A 17,818-nucleotide genomic window follows, 5' to 3' on the forward strand; every position below is an offset into this window, starting at 1 on the left:
CCTGCCTCACTACTTCACATATACATATACTATTTTGCTGCCTAGTGAGCGTTAGTATAATCACAAAACACTTTTTCTTCTAAATTAGCAAACTATTGGCTAATAAAGTCTTATTGTTTTATTAATTTCCTATAATGTTTTACAGTTAGTAGGTAGTACATGAAGAATATTAAGGACACTACTCCTATACTTATGAGGATAGGTATGTTGAGTAGTATTCCTATTAGGTTTTCAAGTACTTTGATAGCAACTATTGTGTGGACTATGGATACTAATAATGGGAGGATGAATGCCATTCCTACTTGGGTACGTATTATTTTTGTGATTGTTGATTCTTCCATTCCTATTTTACTTAAGGTGGTGTATTTATCTTTGTCTTCCATTGCTTCGGTTATTATTTTGAAGTAGATGATACTACCTGTAGCCATGATGAATACTAATGCCAGGAAGGCTCCAAGGATGTATACAATTTTTATTACATTATTTTTGGTTTGTGAATCATGTTTACCATTTTTAAAGAAAGTGTATCCTTCTTCTGAGAGTGCAGATACCTTATCTTCCAGTTCATTAGTTAGTATGGTTTCATCTTTTAGTTTATAGCCACTGAAATAATATTTTTCGCCTATACTTTCAAAAGCTTTATAGGTATTGTCATTAACAATAATAGCATCAACAGGTATTCCTGTTCCATATAGTGGTGCTCTAAACATTTTTTTTATATCTATTTTCTGGCCGTTTATCTCTACTTCATTCACTTTGAACAAGCTAAATAAGGTATGGGAATTCTCATTGAACATACCTTCAAAGTCATTTAGAGGTTTATCTGCGAATATCCCTTTATCAAATTTATATCCAACATTATCAATAACTTTTTTATAATCCTCGTATCGTACAATTGTAGCACCACGATAATTATAATCTTTTGTTTTTGCATTATCCACTTTTAATATTTCAAAATGGTTATCAAATGCCCTATCAACTTGTTCATCTTGTAGTACCCTATTTATTTCATCTTTTCTTTGCTCAGTATCAGCTAATACAGTAAATGAAAACGGATAATCAATATCTTTTATACTATTATTGGTATAGTTAAGTGATGTTACTGTTCCAAATGCTGTAATGGTACTAGTAAGAAGTATTGCTATAGTTGCGTATACCTTATAGTTTCTTCTTATACGATAGCATAGATTGGATATAGTCATTATGTTGGTTTTACGGTATAGTATATTTTTATTCTTTATCAATCTTTTTAGAATAATAGTTGTGGTACTTCTGAATAGCATATAAGTTCCTATTATAACAAGTATAGTAGTTATGAGGGTAAAAAGTAAAAAATTCAGTCCCATGGCTAATCTAGTACAGTAATATCCAGCTCCAATTACTACTAGTGATAATATTCCTGTTATTATACTTGCTTTTGGAATTGCTTCTTCTTTTTTCATTGCGTTTATAAGGGATAAAAGACTGCTTCTGATGATATTAATGTATCCTTTTATTGAGAAGAACAAACTTATAACCCCAAAAATGATTGCTGTTTCTAGGATTGCTTTACCTGATATAAAAAACTTGATGTCTACTCCCATATTGCAATATCTTGCTAAGATCATCATGAACAGTTTACCAAAAGCAGCACCTATAAGACATCCCGTAATAATAGCCAAAGTACTCATTATCAGGTTTTCCATGGCATAGATTAAAGCTACCTTATAGTTGCTTACTCCCATTAGAGTATATAATCCAATCTCCTTTTTCCTCTGTTGTAGAAAAAAAGAACTTGAGAACCATGAAAAATATAAGAGAAATACTATAAGCATAATAGCTGTTACATGACCTAGAGTTGATACCATCTCTTGTTCAGATACAGTCAGCACTTCTGGATTATATCTCATGGCACTGAATTGATAATATGCCATTACAGAGAAAACCAGCGCAAGAAAATGAAGCTTATATAGACCAAGATTACTTTTCATATTTTTATAAGCAATACTAATCGCATTCATGGTTAATACCTCCCATGCTAGCTAACTGATCCAAAATTCTTTTATATAAATTTTTCCTGTTTCCATCTTTTTTTAACTGAGTCAATATTTTACCGTCTTGTATAAAAATTATTCTATCACAATAACTAGCTGTAAAGGCATCGTGAGTAACCATTACTATAGTTGAACCAAATTTTTCATTGGTCTTTCTAAGATTTTCCAATAGTTCTGAAGCAGATTTTGAGTCTAGTGCGCCTGTTGGTTCGTCAGCTAGAATTACAGCAGGTTTTGTAATCAAAGCTCTTGTTGCTGCTACTCTTTGTTTCTGTCCACCTGATAGTTGATATGGATATTTATATAAATGCTCTGACAGCCCGAAAAATGAAGCTAACTCGTTAATTTTCTTTTTGACAGTCACTGTTTTGACTCCTGCCAATACTAGTGGTAGAGCAATATTGTCCATTATACTTAAGTTATTAAGCAGATTGAAATCCTGGAACAAGAATCCAATATTCTTTCTACGAAATTCTGCTAACTTCTTTCCCTTCATTGTAGCCAAGTCCATGCCTTTAAAATTGATTTGTCCTTCTGTTGGTGAATCAATAGTTGACATAAGATTTAATAAAGTTGTTTTACCACTTCCTGAAGGACCCATTATTCCAAAGAACTCACCTTCTTCAATTGTTATATCCACACCATTTACAGCATAAGTTTCTATGCCTTTGGCTTTGTATATTTTTTTTATTCCTTTTGTTTCAATTACATTTGCCATCACAATTCCTCCTAATACATATCTGACTCTGTCTTTAACTGTATTTTACCCCTTGGAGGAACTAACAACCATTCCATTGACTTACATTATACTTACTAACCTTACATTTTTGTAATTTTAAAATATTATAAATAATCACCACCACCCGTAAAACGGGTGGTTTGCACTTACCCTATAAGGGTATATTACTAGCTGAGTCTCAAGACTCATTGAATAGTCTGCCAACTGCATCTATTCTCAAGTTACACCTAAAGGTGTTTTCATTAGCCTTTTATTATCGGCTTACCCGTAAACGGGTCAATATATTCCTTCAGACTTAATTGATCTGAGGCTATATCTTCTTGTAATTGATTTCTTATATACTGTTCTATTGCCTTCTTGTTCCTTCCTACTGTATCTACAAAATATCCTTTACACCAAAATTTTCTATTCCCATATTTATATTTTAAATTAGCATGTCTGTCAAATATCATCAGCGAACTTTTTCCTTTTAGATATCCTACAAACTGTGATACACTTAATTTAGGTGGTACACTTACTAACATATGTATGTGATCTTTACATGCATTTGCTTCTATTATTTCTACGCCTTTATACTCACATAATTTACGAATTATCTGCCCAATATCTTTTTTTATCTTTCCATAAATTATTTGACGTCTGTATTTTGGTGCAAATACTATATGATATTTGCAATTCCATTTGGTATGTGCTAAACTTTTGTTGTCCATTTGGACTTCCTCCTTTGTCTATTATAGATGCGGTCGGCAAACCTGCTTCTATCTTAGCATTGGAGGTTATTTTTTTCTACTCATAGCTATAAGCTTTTTAGAACCACAGGCATAGCCTGTGGTATTCATTAATACAAAAAAGCCCTGCCTTAGTAGTAAAGCAGGGTATCTGAATCAACTTACTTAATATAACTAACTGAAAAATAACTGGTAGTTTCTTGAATTTTTTTATCTCCTATTATATTAGCTGAATTATCATGTCCATTAATCTTACAAGTATAGTCTATTCCAAGTTCATTTAGAATTTCAATTAGTAATGCATAGGAAGAAGGTGAATCTATGTGATCATTACTCAAACCAATCATTCTATCTACATCTGATTCTTCAATGATTTTTCTGGTTATTTCATCTTTTTCATTAGCTTCTTCCAATGTAAGATAATGTGAAAAATCTATTGAAGCTATGATAATAAATTCTTTATCTTTTATTTCTGTTGTTATTGCTTTAGCTACATCTAATATGCCCTCATCGTTTCTAGTTTCGCCTATTGTGATAGGAACGACCTTGGCTTTATTGAAATACTGTTTTATGTAATTCATATGCAACCCTACAGAATGCTCATTTTTAAAAACTTCTTCTATGGCATAATTAATGTCAGGATAATTTGCTAAGTTATTTATTATATCAGAATCGCTTTTTACAACTCCTGCTCTAGTGTTGAAATCATAATTACCTATCTGGAATCTTGGTCCTTCACCAGGATGATTGGGTCCTATCAATATAATGACTTCTGGTTGTTTTTTGTTAGCTATAGTCATATATAATGAAGCCACATATTTACTGGCTACATCATGATGTGGTATTATCCCAGCTATAATATTGTCCTCTTCACTTATTAGTGTACTTTCATTTATGGATTTGATAAATGATCTTTCATCTATAAATTTGCAACTGTCCAGTAAAGGTGGTCTAACCTCATTCACTTCTTCCCTTGGTATAATTATTTCAGTTTCAGTACTTACAGCATCGTCAACAACAATATTATCTGATTTTTCTTTATTACAAGATGATAGAGTCATTATCATGATAAATACTATAATACTAATTATTAATCGTTTCATTATCTCATTCCTTGTTATAACTATGGAGCTGTTATTGTGACAGCCCCATATATTATTTGCTATTTTATTTTCACAACGTTTTCTTTGCTGCAAGTTATTTCATCATTCATATAATCTCTGATTATGATTGGTTCTGCAATATATTCACCTGCTAGAACTGCTTTTGTTTTGTAAGTGATCTCGAAGCTGTATTCATCAGACATCCTATAATTCCAACCAACATATACATGTAATTTAGTTCTTCTTGCTTCATTATCTGCCCATACACCTAGTTTATCGGAATTCGTCTTCTCTTTACCTATGAAAGTTAGTGCGGTAGGTAAAATATCGTCTAATACAAATGTTGATAAACGGTTATCAAGAACATTGACTTTTATATGGACTGTTACAATCTCCCCTTGTTTTATGTCTTCTCCTGAACCATCTGAAGAATACCATCTTTCTATATTGTATTTGTCGGTCTTCTCAATATCCTTTACTGTTCCAATAAAATCTTTTATAACCCTAACATTGCCATCAATCTCTGAGAACTTGATACTTCCTGCTTGTTCTTTAGTTAAATCCAATGAATGATATCTATTTATTCCTAATGATACAGTTTCTTCTTTGCCATCTAATTCATATTTAAAAGATGCTTTATCCTCTTTTGGTTTCATGTTTTGCAGATAATAGAGTTTTTCTGTTATTGTAGGATATTTATATTCACCTGTATGTTGTAGGTGAGCATACATACCTTTTGCATCTTCCAAGTTGTTTAATTTAATAGCTGCCATCATCATCATAGCAGTAAATTTATTACCTGTATCAGCATCATCTATATATAGCATCTCATGTTTTTGTTTAACATAATTATCCTTTATATCATTATATATTTCTTTTGCTTTTTGTAACTCTCCATTTTCAATAAAAGTCAACATCATATACATCTTTTCAAAACTTAGTGTTTCACTTGTGCCATTTATTTTAGTATACATTGCATTTGTCTCTAGTAACACTGGTTCATCCAACAAGGATAATCCCCATAGAGCCGCTATGTTTTCTTTTACAGGCCTATATTCATCTCTGGCTGCTTGTAGTAGTCCGTTTACCTGTTTCTCTCTATCTTCTACAAAGCCTACTGATATTAGATTGGCTGTTATCTCTGCACTATTGTTTCCATATGAAAAATCTCTATATAATCCATTATAAGATACGAATTCTTCACATCTTGGTTCATCTAATTTAAAATCTGTCTCAAATTTCTTATTCAGCTCTTTTCCTGCTATATTAGATGATATTATATACTCACTTCTATCGTTATAGTTTGAATAATATACATCCAGTAAACCAAGGTAATATTCGCATAAATCTTTGTTAAGGAATATAAGATTGACATATTGGTCATTACTTATTATTTCCATATCTTCTTTTAGGTCTTCTTGTTTTATAACATCAAAATAATGAAGAGAATCTTTTATTTCGATATCATATTGTTCACCATCTTTATAATTACCAGTTTTAGCTATAATAGTTATCTTATGCTTACCTTTTGGAAGTTTACCAATAGGAATGTTAACATACTCATGGCCTTTTCCTGTTTCTGTGACCTCTACTACTTTACCGTCTTCTTGTTCTATCTTGGCAGTAAATTCTACTGAATCTTCTTTTTTAAGCTTAGCACCACCTGTTTTTATGGTAGCGTTGATATAATCACCTTTCATATAACTATCATATACAAGTGATGAGATGAAGAATGGCAATTTTGCATTTATATTATATTTCTCTTTACCTGCCTTTAATTTGTCATTTATGGCTGTACATGTAATTCTCCAGCTAGTCAAGTTATCTGGTAATTCAAATTCCTTGGTACATATCCCGTTTTCATCTGTTTTGATGATGCCGAAATCTGCTGTGTTCTTGAATTTGCTTCTTATTATTTCCGAATCACCTTCGCCACCACATTCAGCTCCACCAAAATTATTATATATATTGTAAGCTGCTAGGAATTGACTTGTTAATCCTGATGAAAATACACTTCTATAGAGATCAGATAACACCCATGTAGAATCTTCACAGATTGCAAAGAATGCTTCATCAACTACACTTATATTTACATCAGCTGTAACTGGTTTATCATCCTTATCTGTTACCTTGACTGTTAATTTTACCTTATCTCCTGGTTTATAATCATTCTTGTCTGTCTCAATATTTACATTAAGCTTTTCGTCTTCATAGTCATATCCGAACCATCTTTTCATACTATAATCATTATGTAATGATTTGCCATCAAAATATACAGCATATATGGTAGCATTTGGAATATATTTTTGTAAGTATTTAATATCCACTTTTGTATCATCACTGATTATATAATCAATTATTCCTTCTTTACATACAAAGAATAAAGATTTGTCATTCTCTCTTTCTGATATATTTTCATTCCCTTGTTTAATAGCTAGTTCCATATTGTCATTCTTCTTGAATAAATCTTTGTTCATATGCAATGAATATCTCTGCAAGTAGTTTTGGTTATCATTAACATAATAGGCTTCTGAATAATAGTGAATCTGTTCAATCAACCTACCCTTGCTGTCTTTGGTTCGTATATAGAATCTATATCCTCTATTTTCCTTTATTTCATCAAAGTTGAAAGTTAATACACCATTCTCGTCTGTTATTCCCTCTATAGTACCTAATATGTTATCATGTCTTTCATATGTATAACTGTCATAGCTTCTTTTATTGATATAATCGTATTCTTTGCCTTGATAAATCCTTTCATAATAGGTTTCTTCTATTTCTATTTCTACATCTTTAGAGGCAATGCCCTCTCCCCTATATGAATCATAATCATATAATTGTCCATTAAAATTACTTGTATCAATATTATTTACGTTAACTGATATTTTAACTTCTTCATCAGATATTTTTTTATCCTCTGTCTCTATCATTATATCTCTTGGAAAGAGAATAACACTGGACACATCTCTTATATAATTCCTATCCAAGTCATCAAACCTTGTTCGTATGTTGATAAATCTAGGTTTCCATTTAGTTGTATTAAGATAAGGTGTTAACTCCACTTCTTTATGTCCCTTTTCATCACAAATATATTCTTTACTGCAACTCGTTTCTTTACCAAACAAACTGAATCTACTTGTTTCTATAGAGATATGTGAATCAGCAGCTGGCGTTCCTTCATAGAATGTAACATCAGCTGAGTAGTTGACTGTATCGTCCATCATTATGAATTCTTTATCAAGGGAAGTATCCAGTTTGTAAGTAGGTTTCTCGAATCTGGCAATATCTATATACTCATTTTCAATCTCGTATTCACCATCTACTATTACCCTTACTTTTAGATAACTATCAAGATAATTATCAATATTGAATTTCGTTTCATAAGTACCTATGTTGCTTAATTTTACTTCTTTTGCTTCCATAAGGGTATTATTATCGTTCAACAATTCTACCCTGACATTTTTTATACTCTTGCCTTCTCTGTTTTGTACAAAACCAAATACATTTATCTCATCAGTAGGTAGATATATCCCTCTATCAAAATATATGTAAGACCAATAAATGCAGTTAGGATTCTTGGAATGATCGTCTATTACCAATGGAATCATCAATGGATTATCATTACCTGCCTGTAGTTCCATAAGCACATTTTCACTGTACTCTTGTTTTTTATCCAAAAATGCAAAACCATTCTCATCGGTTTTACCTATATTCTTATCATCAATTACTATATTTGCATCTTTTACTAACTCACTAGTTGTTCCATTCACCATCCATACCATTACCTTATCATTATCAACTGCTGTATATGCGTTGTATGGAGATACTTGAATGAACATATAATCCACTGAATCATAATACTTGGCTTTTAAGAAATAATAACCTTCATCTAGATGTTGCAGTTCAATAACATCCTCATATCCAAAATCATTGGCAGTCACCTCATATGTATAATTCTCAGTTGCAGTCAGACTGGAGGCATATTTATCTATATCAATATCATTTCTATCATAATAACCTTTTACAAAATCCTTTTTGTCCTTATATTTGTATATACTAAGACTTATCTTCTTTTCTTCATCATTGCCATTAGCATAACATGTAAGCATTTGTGGTTCATTCGGTTTCATATATGTAATAGACTCAGTAGTACCATATAGGTTAATATACTTATCATTAAAATTATGTCCATCTGTCTTGAAGGTGAACGTATAATCTTCGTCTATAGTCTCAGCACCGTCACTATATCCTTTTTTGATGGTTACTTCATATTCTTTTCTTTCTTTTAATTTATTCTTTGGAACGAATATTATTTTATCTTTTTCATATTTGAATTCACCTTCAACAGATGGCTTAATATTAAAATATTGGTCGAAGTTATGTTCGCCTATATCTTTGGTGAATTGTATTTCTATACCTGTATTAGTTGGAACACTATAACCTTCATTAGCTGGGTGAGTTGTAGATACACCAAATTTTTTAACTGTTTGGAAAGCCCATCCTAATTTCTCTTCCTTAGTATTATAAGTTACTTTTACAAGCTCATTGTTATCAAAAGGAGAATTCACCGATAAAATATATTCCTTATCATTTACCTTCTCAATATCGTAACTTCTATGAGGACTGAAACTCAAATTTTTCTTTATGGCATCTTCTCTCATAGGAGTTTTGGAAGTTACTTTTATTTTTGGTTTTGTATCAATGCCATATGGCGTATTGGACATGGACTCTACTAGAATATCAGTATTTTCTGGTATGTCTTGGGTATCATCTTTCCCTATATCAACCACTTCTTCTACTTTATTTTTATCGTCTGCTAAATCTTTGCTTTTGTCGTTACTATTAGCAGACAACAAAACTGCACTTGTTGTAATACCAGCCAAAATAACTATACACATTATTACAGCTATCATTTTTTGCTTTTTGGTCATATTTTTCAGTTTACCTACAATATTAATTTTTTTCATAACAAACTCCTTACTATAACTATTTAAGTTATACTCATTATTACATAAAACTTACACCCATTTTAATAAGTTCAATATATTCCCCTTGATTTTATAGTTTGAATAGAATTATGTAATTCAACTCATATAATATATAATAGCAATAATTTATTAAAAATATGTTATTAATTATTTTACATTACTATTACTAAATATTAACAATTAGCTTTTACTTATCCCAAATTGTTAAGTAAAAGCTAATAATTTATAATACTTTCTTTAATTTTGATTAATACTGTGGAACTATAACTTTTACATTTGCTCCCTCTTCCACAATTATTTCTTGCCATTTACCCTTAGTTTCATAAGAGTCACCTTTGTATCTTATGACATTTTCATTTACTTCATAAGTAACCGTCTCTGCATCTTCCAAAGCTTTTAGTCTCTTCTTGTTATTATCATATATTAATAGATGAGCACCATAATCAGTACCATTGTACAATAAATAATAGTCTACTTCTGTATCACTTTTATCAAGCTCATAGATTTTATCTACAGACATTATTTCTAATGGTGCTGGACCATCATAACAGATTAAGAAGTAAATATTATCTTTATGTATTGCCAGTATATATGGATAAGTGATGTTCGCCATTATTATGCTTTCTTTTCTTGAAGGGTCATATTTAACTAAATATCCACTACAATCATAGAATAAATAGTCATCACTCCATTTGAAATCTGAACCTTCAATAGTATCAATTATCTCAAATTTGTTCAGGTCAATAATATTTATGTTATTATTTCCTTTTTCATCAATAGCTATATAGCTATTGGACGCTTCGAAGTGCAATCTTGAATTCTCAACTTTTAATGATTCAGTCATTTTGTTTTCAAGATTAATCCTGTTCAATACGTCCTCATCAACTGGTCTAAAATACCCATGATCGCCTATTAATTCCAAGTCACTTACATAAGAATCATCATATAGTGTTATGGTCGACCCACTATTGAAATCGTAATAATATAAATATGCTCTATCTTCAAAACCTGTATATAAAACACCTTTATCTGTAATACTATATAGTCTTACTGGCTCAGAAATAATTTTATTCCATTTATCCTTTTCAAGACTATATAGGGAGTTGGTTTCATATTCTTTAAAAACTTTGTGGTTATCTGCCATCTTATAATCACTTAAACGATAATTTCCACTAGGTGTCTCTAGTGGTACATATTCTGAATCTAAGACTTTGTGGTTAGTATCTTCCATAACATCTTCCTCTACATATTCAGAATATATATTGACATATAACATATCGTCAACAACCATATTGTTATATATTTCTGATTTATTTATATAATAAGGCTTAAAAATATGTTTATCTGTATCAAGTATATATGAACTATCCACATCACTATATGTATATCCATTATCAGGGTTGTATCTAATCTCTTGTTCTGTTTTTATGGTATTCCACTCTTTATCAGTACGATCATAATAATATAAGATCTGATATCCGATAATTCCTATTCCTTTTTCATCATACCCCATCTTTAAATAGTTGTTATACTGTTCTTCATAAGCAGCTTCCCAAATCTCATCTGGAATGATTGTGTCAAGTTTTCTTTTGCCCTCTTTATTTATAGTATATATAGCTTTTTCTTCTGCATTAATGTAAGTTATATTTTCATTAACTGAGTCAAATATTATATTGTCGAAGGACATTTTTTCACCTAGGAAATTATTATCAACAACTCTACTTTTATATTCTTCATCAATATAACATATCTCATCACTTCCATTTAATCCAACATAGTAATCATCAATATTCATAAATCTGGTAACACCATTATATGGTTTTTCTAATATATAACATACATCATACTCAGAATTACTTTTTACTATATCACCATTTTTTAATAAGAAATAATTGGTCCCGTTATAATTACCATCTAATAATTTTTCTTCTTCAACAATCTTACCATTATCAAAGATCCAATATCCTTCATTGATAATATAATGGTGTTCATACTTTTTATTATAACTAGGGTCTTGGTTTATCAGTACTGTATAGGAATATAACTGTGGGTAATTATTATCTATAGATATATCAGCCTCGTATAATTTATCATCTTTTTTAGCATATAATTTCAACTCACATTTTTCATTTCTTTCAAGAATATATTTAATTGAATCAATCTCTGTTTTTATATCCAATTGAATTACGTCTAATAAAGCAAAAGATTTATTGCATATAGCTACATAACGGTTATCTTCATTTTTATACTCAACAAATATTGTGTTATCACTTGTATACATATCAACTACATCGTCTTTGAATCGTTGTTTTTTAACAAAAGTTATTCCATCTTTACCATATGAATATGTATCAATGAATTTCTTATCTTCTTTATCATAGATCAAATAAAATGATGTTATACCTGCTGATATCAGCTTAAAGTTACTTGCATCACTGTAATTCTTAAATTTATAGTCAATCATTGATTTATTAAAATAATCAGTACAATCAAAACATATTTCCCCTAGCTCTTTGTCATAGGATAATAATACAATATGGTCATCCCATCCTAGATAACCTGACTGTAAACTGTATTTACTATTGATTAAAATGCTCTCATCATCTTCACTAGCATAATCATTACCAAACGAAAACAGAGCTTGTTTTTTATTCCCTATCAATAATTGAAAAGAACAAACATAACTGGAATAATTCCAATCAATACCACCATGTTTCTTAATGACAACATCTTCTATTGTGAAATCATCAGGTAGAATTACATTAGGAAAAATTATTTGTTCAGGTGATTCATTGGTGATACTAAAATCATCCTCAGTAAAGTTTTTAGCATCAATACTTAACTCTTGGTCGCTTATTCTTATTATGTCAGCTTCCTGCTCAGGCTGTTCTTTTGAATCTGCATCATTAATATCTTCTTCATCTTGCTTACCTGACATTGTTCCTGATTCTTCTGTAGTAGAAGTTGGTTCATCCTTAGTGGAACAACCTGTAATAAATATAGCTAGAAAAGTAATTATTATTATAGTTGCATTAAATTTTTTCATACTTTTAGTACATTCCTTTCGCCTTACTAAAATTATATTATGTATCAGCTCAAAATCATTTTGTCAAAATATATAATAACAGTAAGTTATTAAAATTATGTTATATATTTTTTTAAATAATTATTAACAAAATAATCCCACTGGATTTTTTATGCCTATTACCAGTGGGATTTTATCATATAACTTATTTAATTTTATATTCTATACTGTGATATCTCATCCTTAAAATCTAATGTCATTTCCTTGAAAGTGCTTATACTATCTGTAATACCTTTTATATGTACTGTATAATCTGTTACATTAGCACTAACTTCTTCTGCTGAAGCTGAGTTTTCTTCTGCAATAGCTGCTAATGACTCTATGTTTTGGAACACTTTTGACATTGAGTTGGCTTCATTTTCTAGTCTTTTTGATGTATCTATCATTTTATCTGCAACCGTATTGATATTGACATTAGCTACACTGGAAGCTTCAACGGCTTGACCTAGACTTGAATTCTCCTTAACCAATACATTATACTGAGAAGCAACATCTTCTACTAGTTTCTCTATTTCACTAACAAACTCACTAAGATTATTCTTTATCTTTTCAACTGCGTCATTAGTCTCTTCTGAAAGGTTTCTTACCTCATCAGCTACTACTGCAAAACCTTTGCCAGCTTCACCAGCTCTAGCAGCTTCTATTGATGCATTAAGTGCAAGAAGATTAGTTTGACCAGATATTGCTGATACGATTGAAACGATTTCTGTAATCTGTTCAGCTTTGCTTTTTAACCTTAATCCATTATCTTGTACTTGTTTGAAACGGTCTAATAACATATTGATCTCTGTAGCTGTGGATTCTACCTCTTTGAAGCTATTGTCTATTTGGTCCACAGAACCTTCTAATTCAGTTTTATTGTTTTGTTCTTCACCAGCGATATTATTGATTTGGTCAACATTATCATTCAAAGTATATATGGAATGTTCTGTTTCTTCAGCTTGGCTTACTGCCGCTGTTGCCAACTGTTCAACTACATCTGATATTTCATCTGAAGTATTGCCCATTTTCTCAGCAAACTTTGAAATACTGTTGGTGAATGTGTTCATTTCATCTACTAATCCTTTGAAACCAACAAAATCTCTTCTTATATTAGTTTTGTAAGTATTGATTTCATTGAAAATCTCTTCAAATTGGTCTTTTGTCTCTATTCTAGTCAGTACAGTATAATCTTTATTACTGAAGTTCTTAACTTCCTTTATAATCTCTTTATATGGTCTATACAGTATCTTGGATGATAAATAAACCGAGAAAAGACTGATTGCTATTATACTGACAGTAGTTAAAATATGTGAATCACGTACATTAAAGAATACTAAGACCAATTGTAGAAATAGTCCACTTAGTATAGCTGTCAATATTGAAATCTTTAGATGTACGTCTTTTATAAATCCAAAGGATAAAATTTTATTCATTATATATGATTTCTTGTATTGTATATCTTCTTGGAAAGTCAATTTCAATTTTAGTTGATTTTCATTCTTTTCAAGCTGCTTAATTTCTATTTGTTCATTAAAGTATTCTGCTGCACCTTCGACTAATCCCATAAAATAATCAAACATACCTCTATGAGAATTATAAGTAAAAATAACTTCTCTCCTGGATATAGCCTTAAACTGTAATTTTGGTGGTTTTGCACCTTTTATTCTTTTCATGACAACACTATGTACATCATCCATTGATTTTAGAAAATGATATAGATTATCATGATGGAAAAATCCTGGATAATCCTGCTGGAAAGTTCTAATATTATCCTTCCCTATTGATTTCCATAACTTATCTTCACTAACATTAACTTTTGAAGCTATAGTAGAAAAAAGTTTAAACACCCTTGTGTCTTCCACATCCTCCAATGGTGAAAACGTTTGGTTAGCTTTCCATCCTAGATTTTCTAAAGCTTCGTTAATTATATTTTCTGAATATTGTTTTCTACAGGTTTTGATCCATGTTGATACGACTGTTCCTTTCACTCATTTTCACCTCTTACACTATAGTTATTTGATATTCAAAGTTGCTTGTAAAAATTTCCATATAGTTAATTTTATAACAGATTTTGACAAATTACAATATAATCTTAATTTTATTTTTATATGGCATATATTATTTTACTTTTTAACTAATTTATATCATATACTAATATAAAAGGTTACTGAAATTACTAATTAGTTAATAATCTTAATCTATATCATCCAATTTGCTTTTACCCAAAAATACATCTCTAGCCCATTGAGCCCATTCTTCTTTGACATCTATATCTTCCCAAGTGGGATAATCCTTAGCAATAAATCCTCCACCATAACTTCCAAATTCAGTCATCATTTTTTCTGCACTCCTTTGTATGTATTCCTTATCTCCAGTAGCCATAACTTTTTGAATATCCACAGGTGACCAGAAAGTTACTCTTCCACCAAATTTGTCAGATAATTTATTGATGCCTACTAGTTCAGGTTGATCAAATTGTAAAACGTCAACACCAATTTCTATAAAATCTTCAATGATATCGTATACATATCCACATGAATGAACAAAGAAATGTAGTCCTTTATAATGAGCGTCTTTTACAATTCTGGCATAAATAGGTTTGAATAGTTCTCTCCATAATACTGGATTAATAAGTAATGCCGTTTGGGTTCCCCAATCATCATAGACAATGACACCATCAAAACCTAATGACCCTGCTTTATCAATAAGCTCAAGAAGTAATTTTTCTATCTTTTTTAATACTTTTATTACATTATCTTTCTCTAGAATGACGTCCATCAGCAGATTATCTATTTTTCTTAAATCTCTAATGGTAGAAAAAACTGCTACAGATAATGTACCCAACAGATATTTATCTTCGTTTTTGCTGATTATGCTTTTTACTTCCTCTTCATAAGCCTCATTATATTTGGGTAGTTCATAGGTATCTAGATATTCCCAACCTTCCTGCAAAGCTCCCTTAATACATTCTCCCTTAGTTTTTTCCTCTAATCGTCCGTAAATATTACCATATGGATCTCTTCTTACCTCTCCTTGAAAATCAGGTACTTCTCTGAGGGCATCCTCATAATATCCCCATTCCTTTTGATGTTCATATAGAGGATTAATCAATTTGGTTACCGATATGCATGCTATATCATCTTGATGAGGTTTATTGAAATCCATACCTATTCTCTTGGGTGAATTAAATTCTATGACATCTTTTATAATCTGTTTACTATTCATTATATAACCCCTTTTCATTTTATTTTACCTTATGGTAACCTATTTTTCTAAGAAGCACCATGTATAATAGATATAAAACATGTAATATATTCATATGTAATCAAATGTTATATTGTATAGTTATAGAACATGGTTTATAATAAATGTAATATATCCATAAAAAAAGGCAGGAATATATAATGAACAGTATTAATAATCTTAATCATCTGATACCTGATTTTTTACATATAGCCAACAGATACTGTAATAAGAACTGGTCTGTTCCCATTGCAACTAGAAATTTTCATAATCTATTATTCGTTGTAAGTGGAGAGGGTATTTCTTATTCTAAGGGTAAAGAATATAAATTATCATCTGGAATGTTGATTTATCACTCGCCTGGAGAAACCTACGGCTATAGCACAAGTCAAAGCAACCCAATGCATTGTTATGGTATAAATTTTCATGTATTAGAAGCTATGTTCTCAGGTGGTAAATGGATAACCAATAATATTGAACAATTACCCTTTAATAATAAATCCAACATCCCCTCCAAAGGGATTTTGAATAAATATTTTGAGGACCTTTCGACCGTATGGGAAGAAGGAGGAAATAATAATCTACTGAAATGTCGTAGTATCTTTCTTAATATCCTCTATGAATTATATACTCAATCACTCCTAGAAGATAATATTGACAATACTATTAAAAAGATTAAGGATGTCATAGTTTATATACGTAAGAATTATAAAAGCCAAATAACTCTTGGCTATCTAGCCTCATTAATTGACCTTAATCCAAAATATTTTGGAAGCCTGTTCAAAAAACATACAGGATATACACCTATAGATTATTTAACTAAGGTAAGGATTGAAAAAGCCAAAGAGTACCTTGGTATAGGTTATAGTGTTAGTGAGACTTCTGTTTTAGTAGGATACAATGACCCTTTCTATTTCAGTAAAGTATTCAAAAAAGCAACTGGAATAGCACCTCGTGAATATGCTAAGAAACCTCTACATTTTTGCTAGATAAAGGATAGGAGATTATATATGAAAGCTATAGATAATAACAATCTTGAAAATATCGTGCCAAATATTCGTACTGTCATTGATAGGACAGGATTCGAAGGTTGGAGTGTACCTACTAGAACAATACAGGACCATGAATTAGTTCTAATCCTTGAGGGTAAGGGAAGCTTTTCAGTTGAGGGTATAGAGTATCCTGTACGCCCAGGTATGCTTTTCTATTTTTATCCTGATCTTGTGCATTCAGGCAGAACATGTCTAGACCCTCCAATGCACTTTTTGGCTGTGCATTTTTCTTTTGCTCTTACTAATTATAATGATGGTAATTGGACAATGGATACAGAATCTTATAGATTGCCACTGGAACCTGTAAGCCAACTACAACATTCTCTGAAAGCCCAGCAAGCACTTGAATCATTATATAAAACCTTTATAGAAAAACGCGAAAGTTATAAGTGGAAACTCAAGATTCTATTTCAAGAATTTGTTTATGAAGCACTGTATGACCTTAATAATCCTCCCAAAAATTATGCAAACATATCAAGGGTTGAAAAAGCCCTTAATTATATTAATGAACACTACACAGAATCAATCAGTATATCCCAGTTATGCTCTATGATAAAACTTAGTCGTGGTCATTTTACTAAGATGTTCAAAAGTATTACCAACAAAACACCTGTAGAGTATATTAATCAAGTCAGAATTGAACATAGTAAAGACCTGCTGGTTACTACAAGTTTACATGTAAAGACTATTGCTGTACAAACAGGTTTTAATGATGAGTTTTATTTCACTCGTGTTTTCAAACAATATGAAGGTTGCAGTCCCTCACAATATAGACAAGGACTCTTAAAATAATCCCAGAATTTATATTACAATAATCCATGCTGCAATTGTTTTATCTATGGATATCTTAAGGTTTTTCTAATAT

10 protein-coding genes are annotated in these 17,818 nt (G+C 30.6%); 2 read left to right on the forward strand and 8 right to left on the reverse strand.

Translation table 11 applies throughout. The features are described 5' to 3' along the window. Window positions 1-110: 110 nt before the first annotated feature. The 8 genes from HYG85_RS07460 to HYG85_RS07495 all read right to left on the reverse strand — a co-directional run bounded on the left by HYG85_RS07460 (window position 111) and on the right by HYG85_RS07495 (window position 15,883). Complete coding sequence (locus HYG85_RS07460; RefSeq protein WP_212692949.1) at window positions 111-2,000, reverse strand: ABC transporter permease; 1,890 nt, start codon at window positions 1,998-2,000, stop codon at window positions 111-113. Next, window positions 1,987-2,751, reverse strand: coding sequence for an ABC transporter ATP-binding protein (locus HYG85_RS07465; RefSeq protein ID WP_212692950.1), 765 nt, complete (start codon window positions 2,749-2,751; stop codon window positions 1,987-1,989). The genes HYG85_RS07460 and HYG85_RS07465 overlap by 14 nt, the downstream gene beginning before the upstream one ends. A 263-nt stretch (window positions 2,752-3,014) precedes the next feature. Then, window positions 3,015-3,482, reverse strand: coding sequence for an IS200/IS605 family transposase (tnpA, locus tag HYG85_RS07470; RefSeq protein WP_212691167.1), 468 nt, complete (start codon window positions 3,480-3,482; stop codon window positions 3,015-3,017). Window positions 3,483-3,661: 179 nt separating this feature from the next. Beyond that, a complete protein-coding gene (gene amrB / locus HYG85_RS07475) occupies window positions 3,662-4,603 on the reverse strand; it encodes an AmmeMemoRadiSam system protein B (RefSeq protein WP_212692951.1) in 942 nt (313 codons plus the stop codon). A 59-nt stretch (window positions 4,604-4,662) separates the two neighbouring features. After that, window positions 4,663-9,570: an Ig-like domain-containing alpha-2-macroglobulin family protein gene (locus HYG85_RS07480; protein WP_212692952.1), complete on the reverse strand. Its 4,908-nt coding sequence runs from the start codon at window positions 9,568-9,570 to the stop codon at window positions 4,663-4,665. A gap of 268 nt (window positions 9,571-9,838) precedes the next feature. Continuing rightward, window positions 9,839-12,637, reverse strand: coding sequence for a hypothetical protein (locus HYG85_RS07485; protein ID WP_212692953.1), 2,799 nt, complete (start codon window positions 12,635-12,637; stop codon window positions 9,839-9,841). A 194-nt stretch (window positions 12,638-12,831) separates the two neighbouring features. Beyond that, on the reverse strand, window positions 12,832-14,646 hold the full coding sequence (locus tag HYG85_RS07490; RefSeq protein WP_212692954.1) for a heme NO-binding domain-containing protein: 1,815 nt from the start codon (window positions 14,644-14,646) through the stop codon (window positions 12,832-12,834). A 205-nt stretch (window positions 14,647-14,851) separates the two neighbouring features. After that, complete coding sequence (locus HYG85_RS07495; RefSeq protein ID WP_212692955.1) at window positions 14,852-15,883, reverse strand: uroporphyrinogen decarboxylase family protein; 1,032 nt, start codon at window positions 15,881-15,883, stop codon at window positions 14,852-14,854. A gap of 179 nt (window positions 15,884-16,062) precedes the next feature. Here HYG85_RS07495 and HYG85_RS07500 point away from each other — a divergent pair, with 179 nt between their 5' ends. Continuing rightward, a complete protein-coding gene (locus tag HYG85_RS07500; protein ID WP_212692956.1) occupies window positions 16,063-16,890 on the forward strand; it encodes an AraC family transcriptional regulator in 828 nt (275 codons plus the stop codon). Window positions 16,891-16,911: 21 nt separating this feature from the next. Then, a complete protein-coding gene (locus HYG85_RS07505; protein ID WP_212692957.1) occupies window positions 16,912-17,745 on the forward strand; it encodes an AraC family transcriptional regulator in 834 nt (277 codons plus the stop codon). Window positions 17,746-17,818 lie beyond the last annotated feature (73 nt).

Origin of the sequence: Vallitalea guaymasensis (assembly GCF_018141425.1) — a bacterium.
Classification (GTDB): domain Bacteria; phylum Bacillota; class Clostridia; order Lachnospirales; family Vallitaleaceae; genus Vallitalea; species Vallitalea guaymasensis.

Excerpts from the sequence above, each read along its gene's own strand:
- HYG85_RS07460 (WP_212692949.1), bottom strand. The coding sequence starts at position 2,000 with ATGAATGCGATTAGTATTGCTTATAAAAATATGAAAAGTAATCTTGGT.
- HYG85_RS07465 (WP_212692950.1), bottom strand. The coding sequence starts at position 2,751 with ATGGCAAATGTAATTGAAACAAAAGGAATAAAAAAAATATACAAAGCC.
- tnpA (WP_212691167.1), bottom strand. The coding sequence starts at position 3,482 with ATGGACAACAAAAGTTTAGCACATACCAAATGGAATTGCAAATATCAT.
- amrB (WP_212692951.1), bottom strand. The coding sequence starts at position 4,603 with ATGAAACGATTAATAATTAGTATTATAGTATTTATCATGATAATGACT.
- HYG85_RS07480 (WP_212692952.1), bottom strand. The coding sequence starts at position 9,570 with ATGAAAAAAATTAATATTGTAGGTAAACTGAAAAATATGACCAAAAAG.
- HYG85_RS07485 (WP_212692953.1), bottom strand. The coding sequence starts at position 12,637 with ATGAAAAAATTTAATGCAACTATAATAATAATTACTTTTCTAGCTATA.
- HYG85_RS07495 (WP_212692955.1), bottom strand. The coding sequence starts at position 15,883 with ATGAATAGTAAACAGATTATAAAAGATGTCATAGAATTTAATTCACCC.
- HYG85_RS07500 (WP_212692956.1), top strand. The coding sequence starts at position 16,063 with ATGAACAGTATTAATAATCTTAATCATCTGATACCTGATTTTTTACAT.
- HYG85_RS07505 (WP_212692957.1), top strand. The coding sequence starts at position 16,912 with ATGAAAGCTATAGATAATAACAATCTTGAAAATATCGTGCCAAATATT.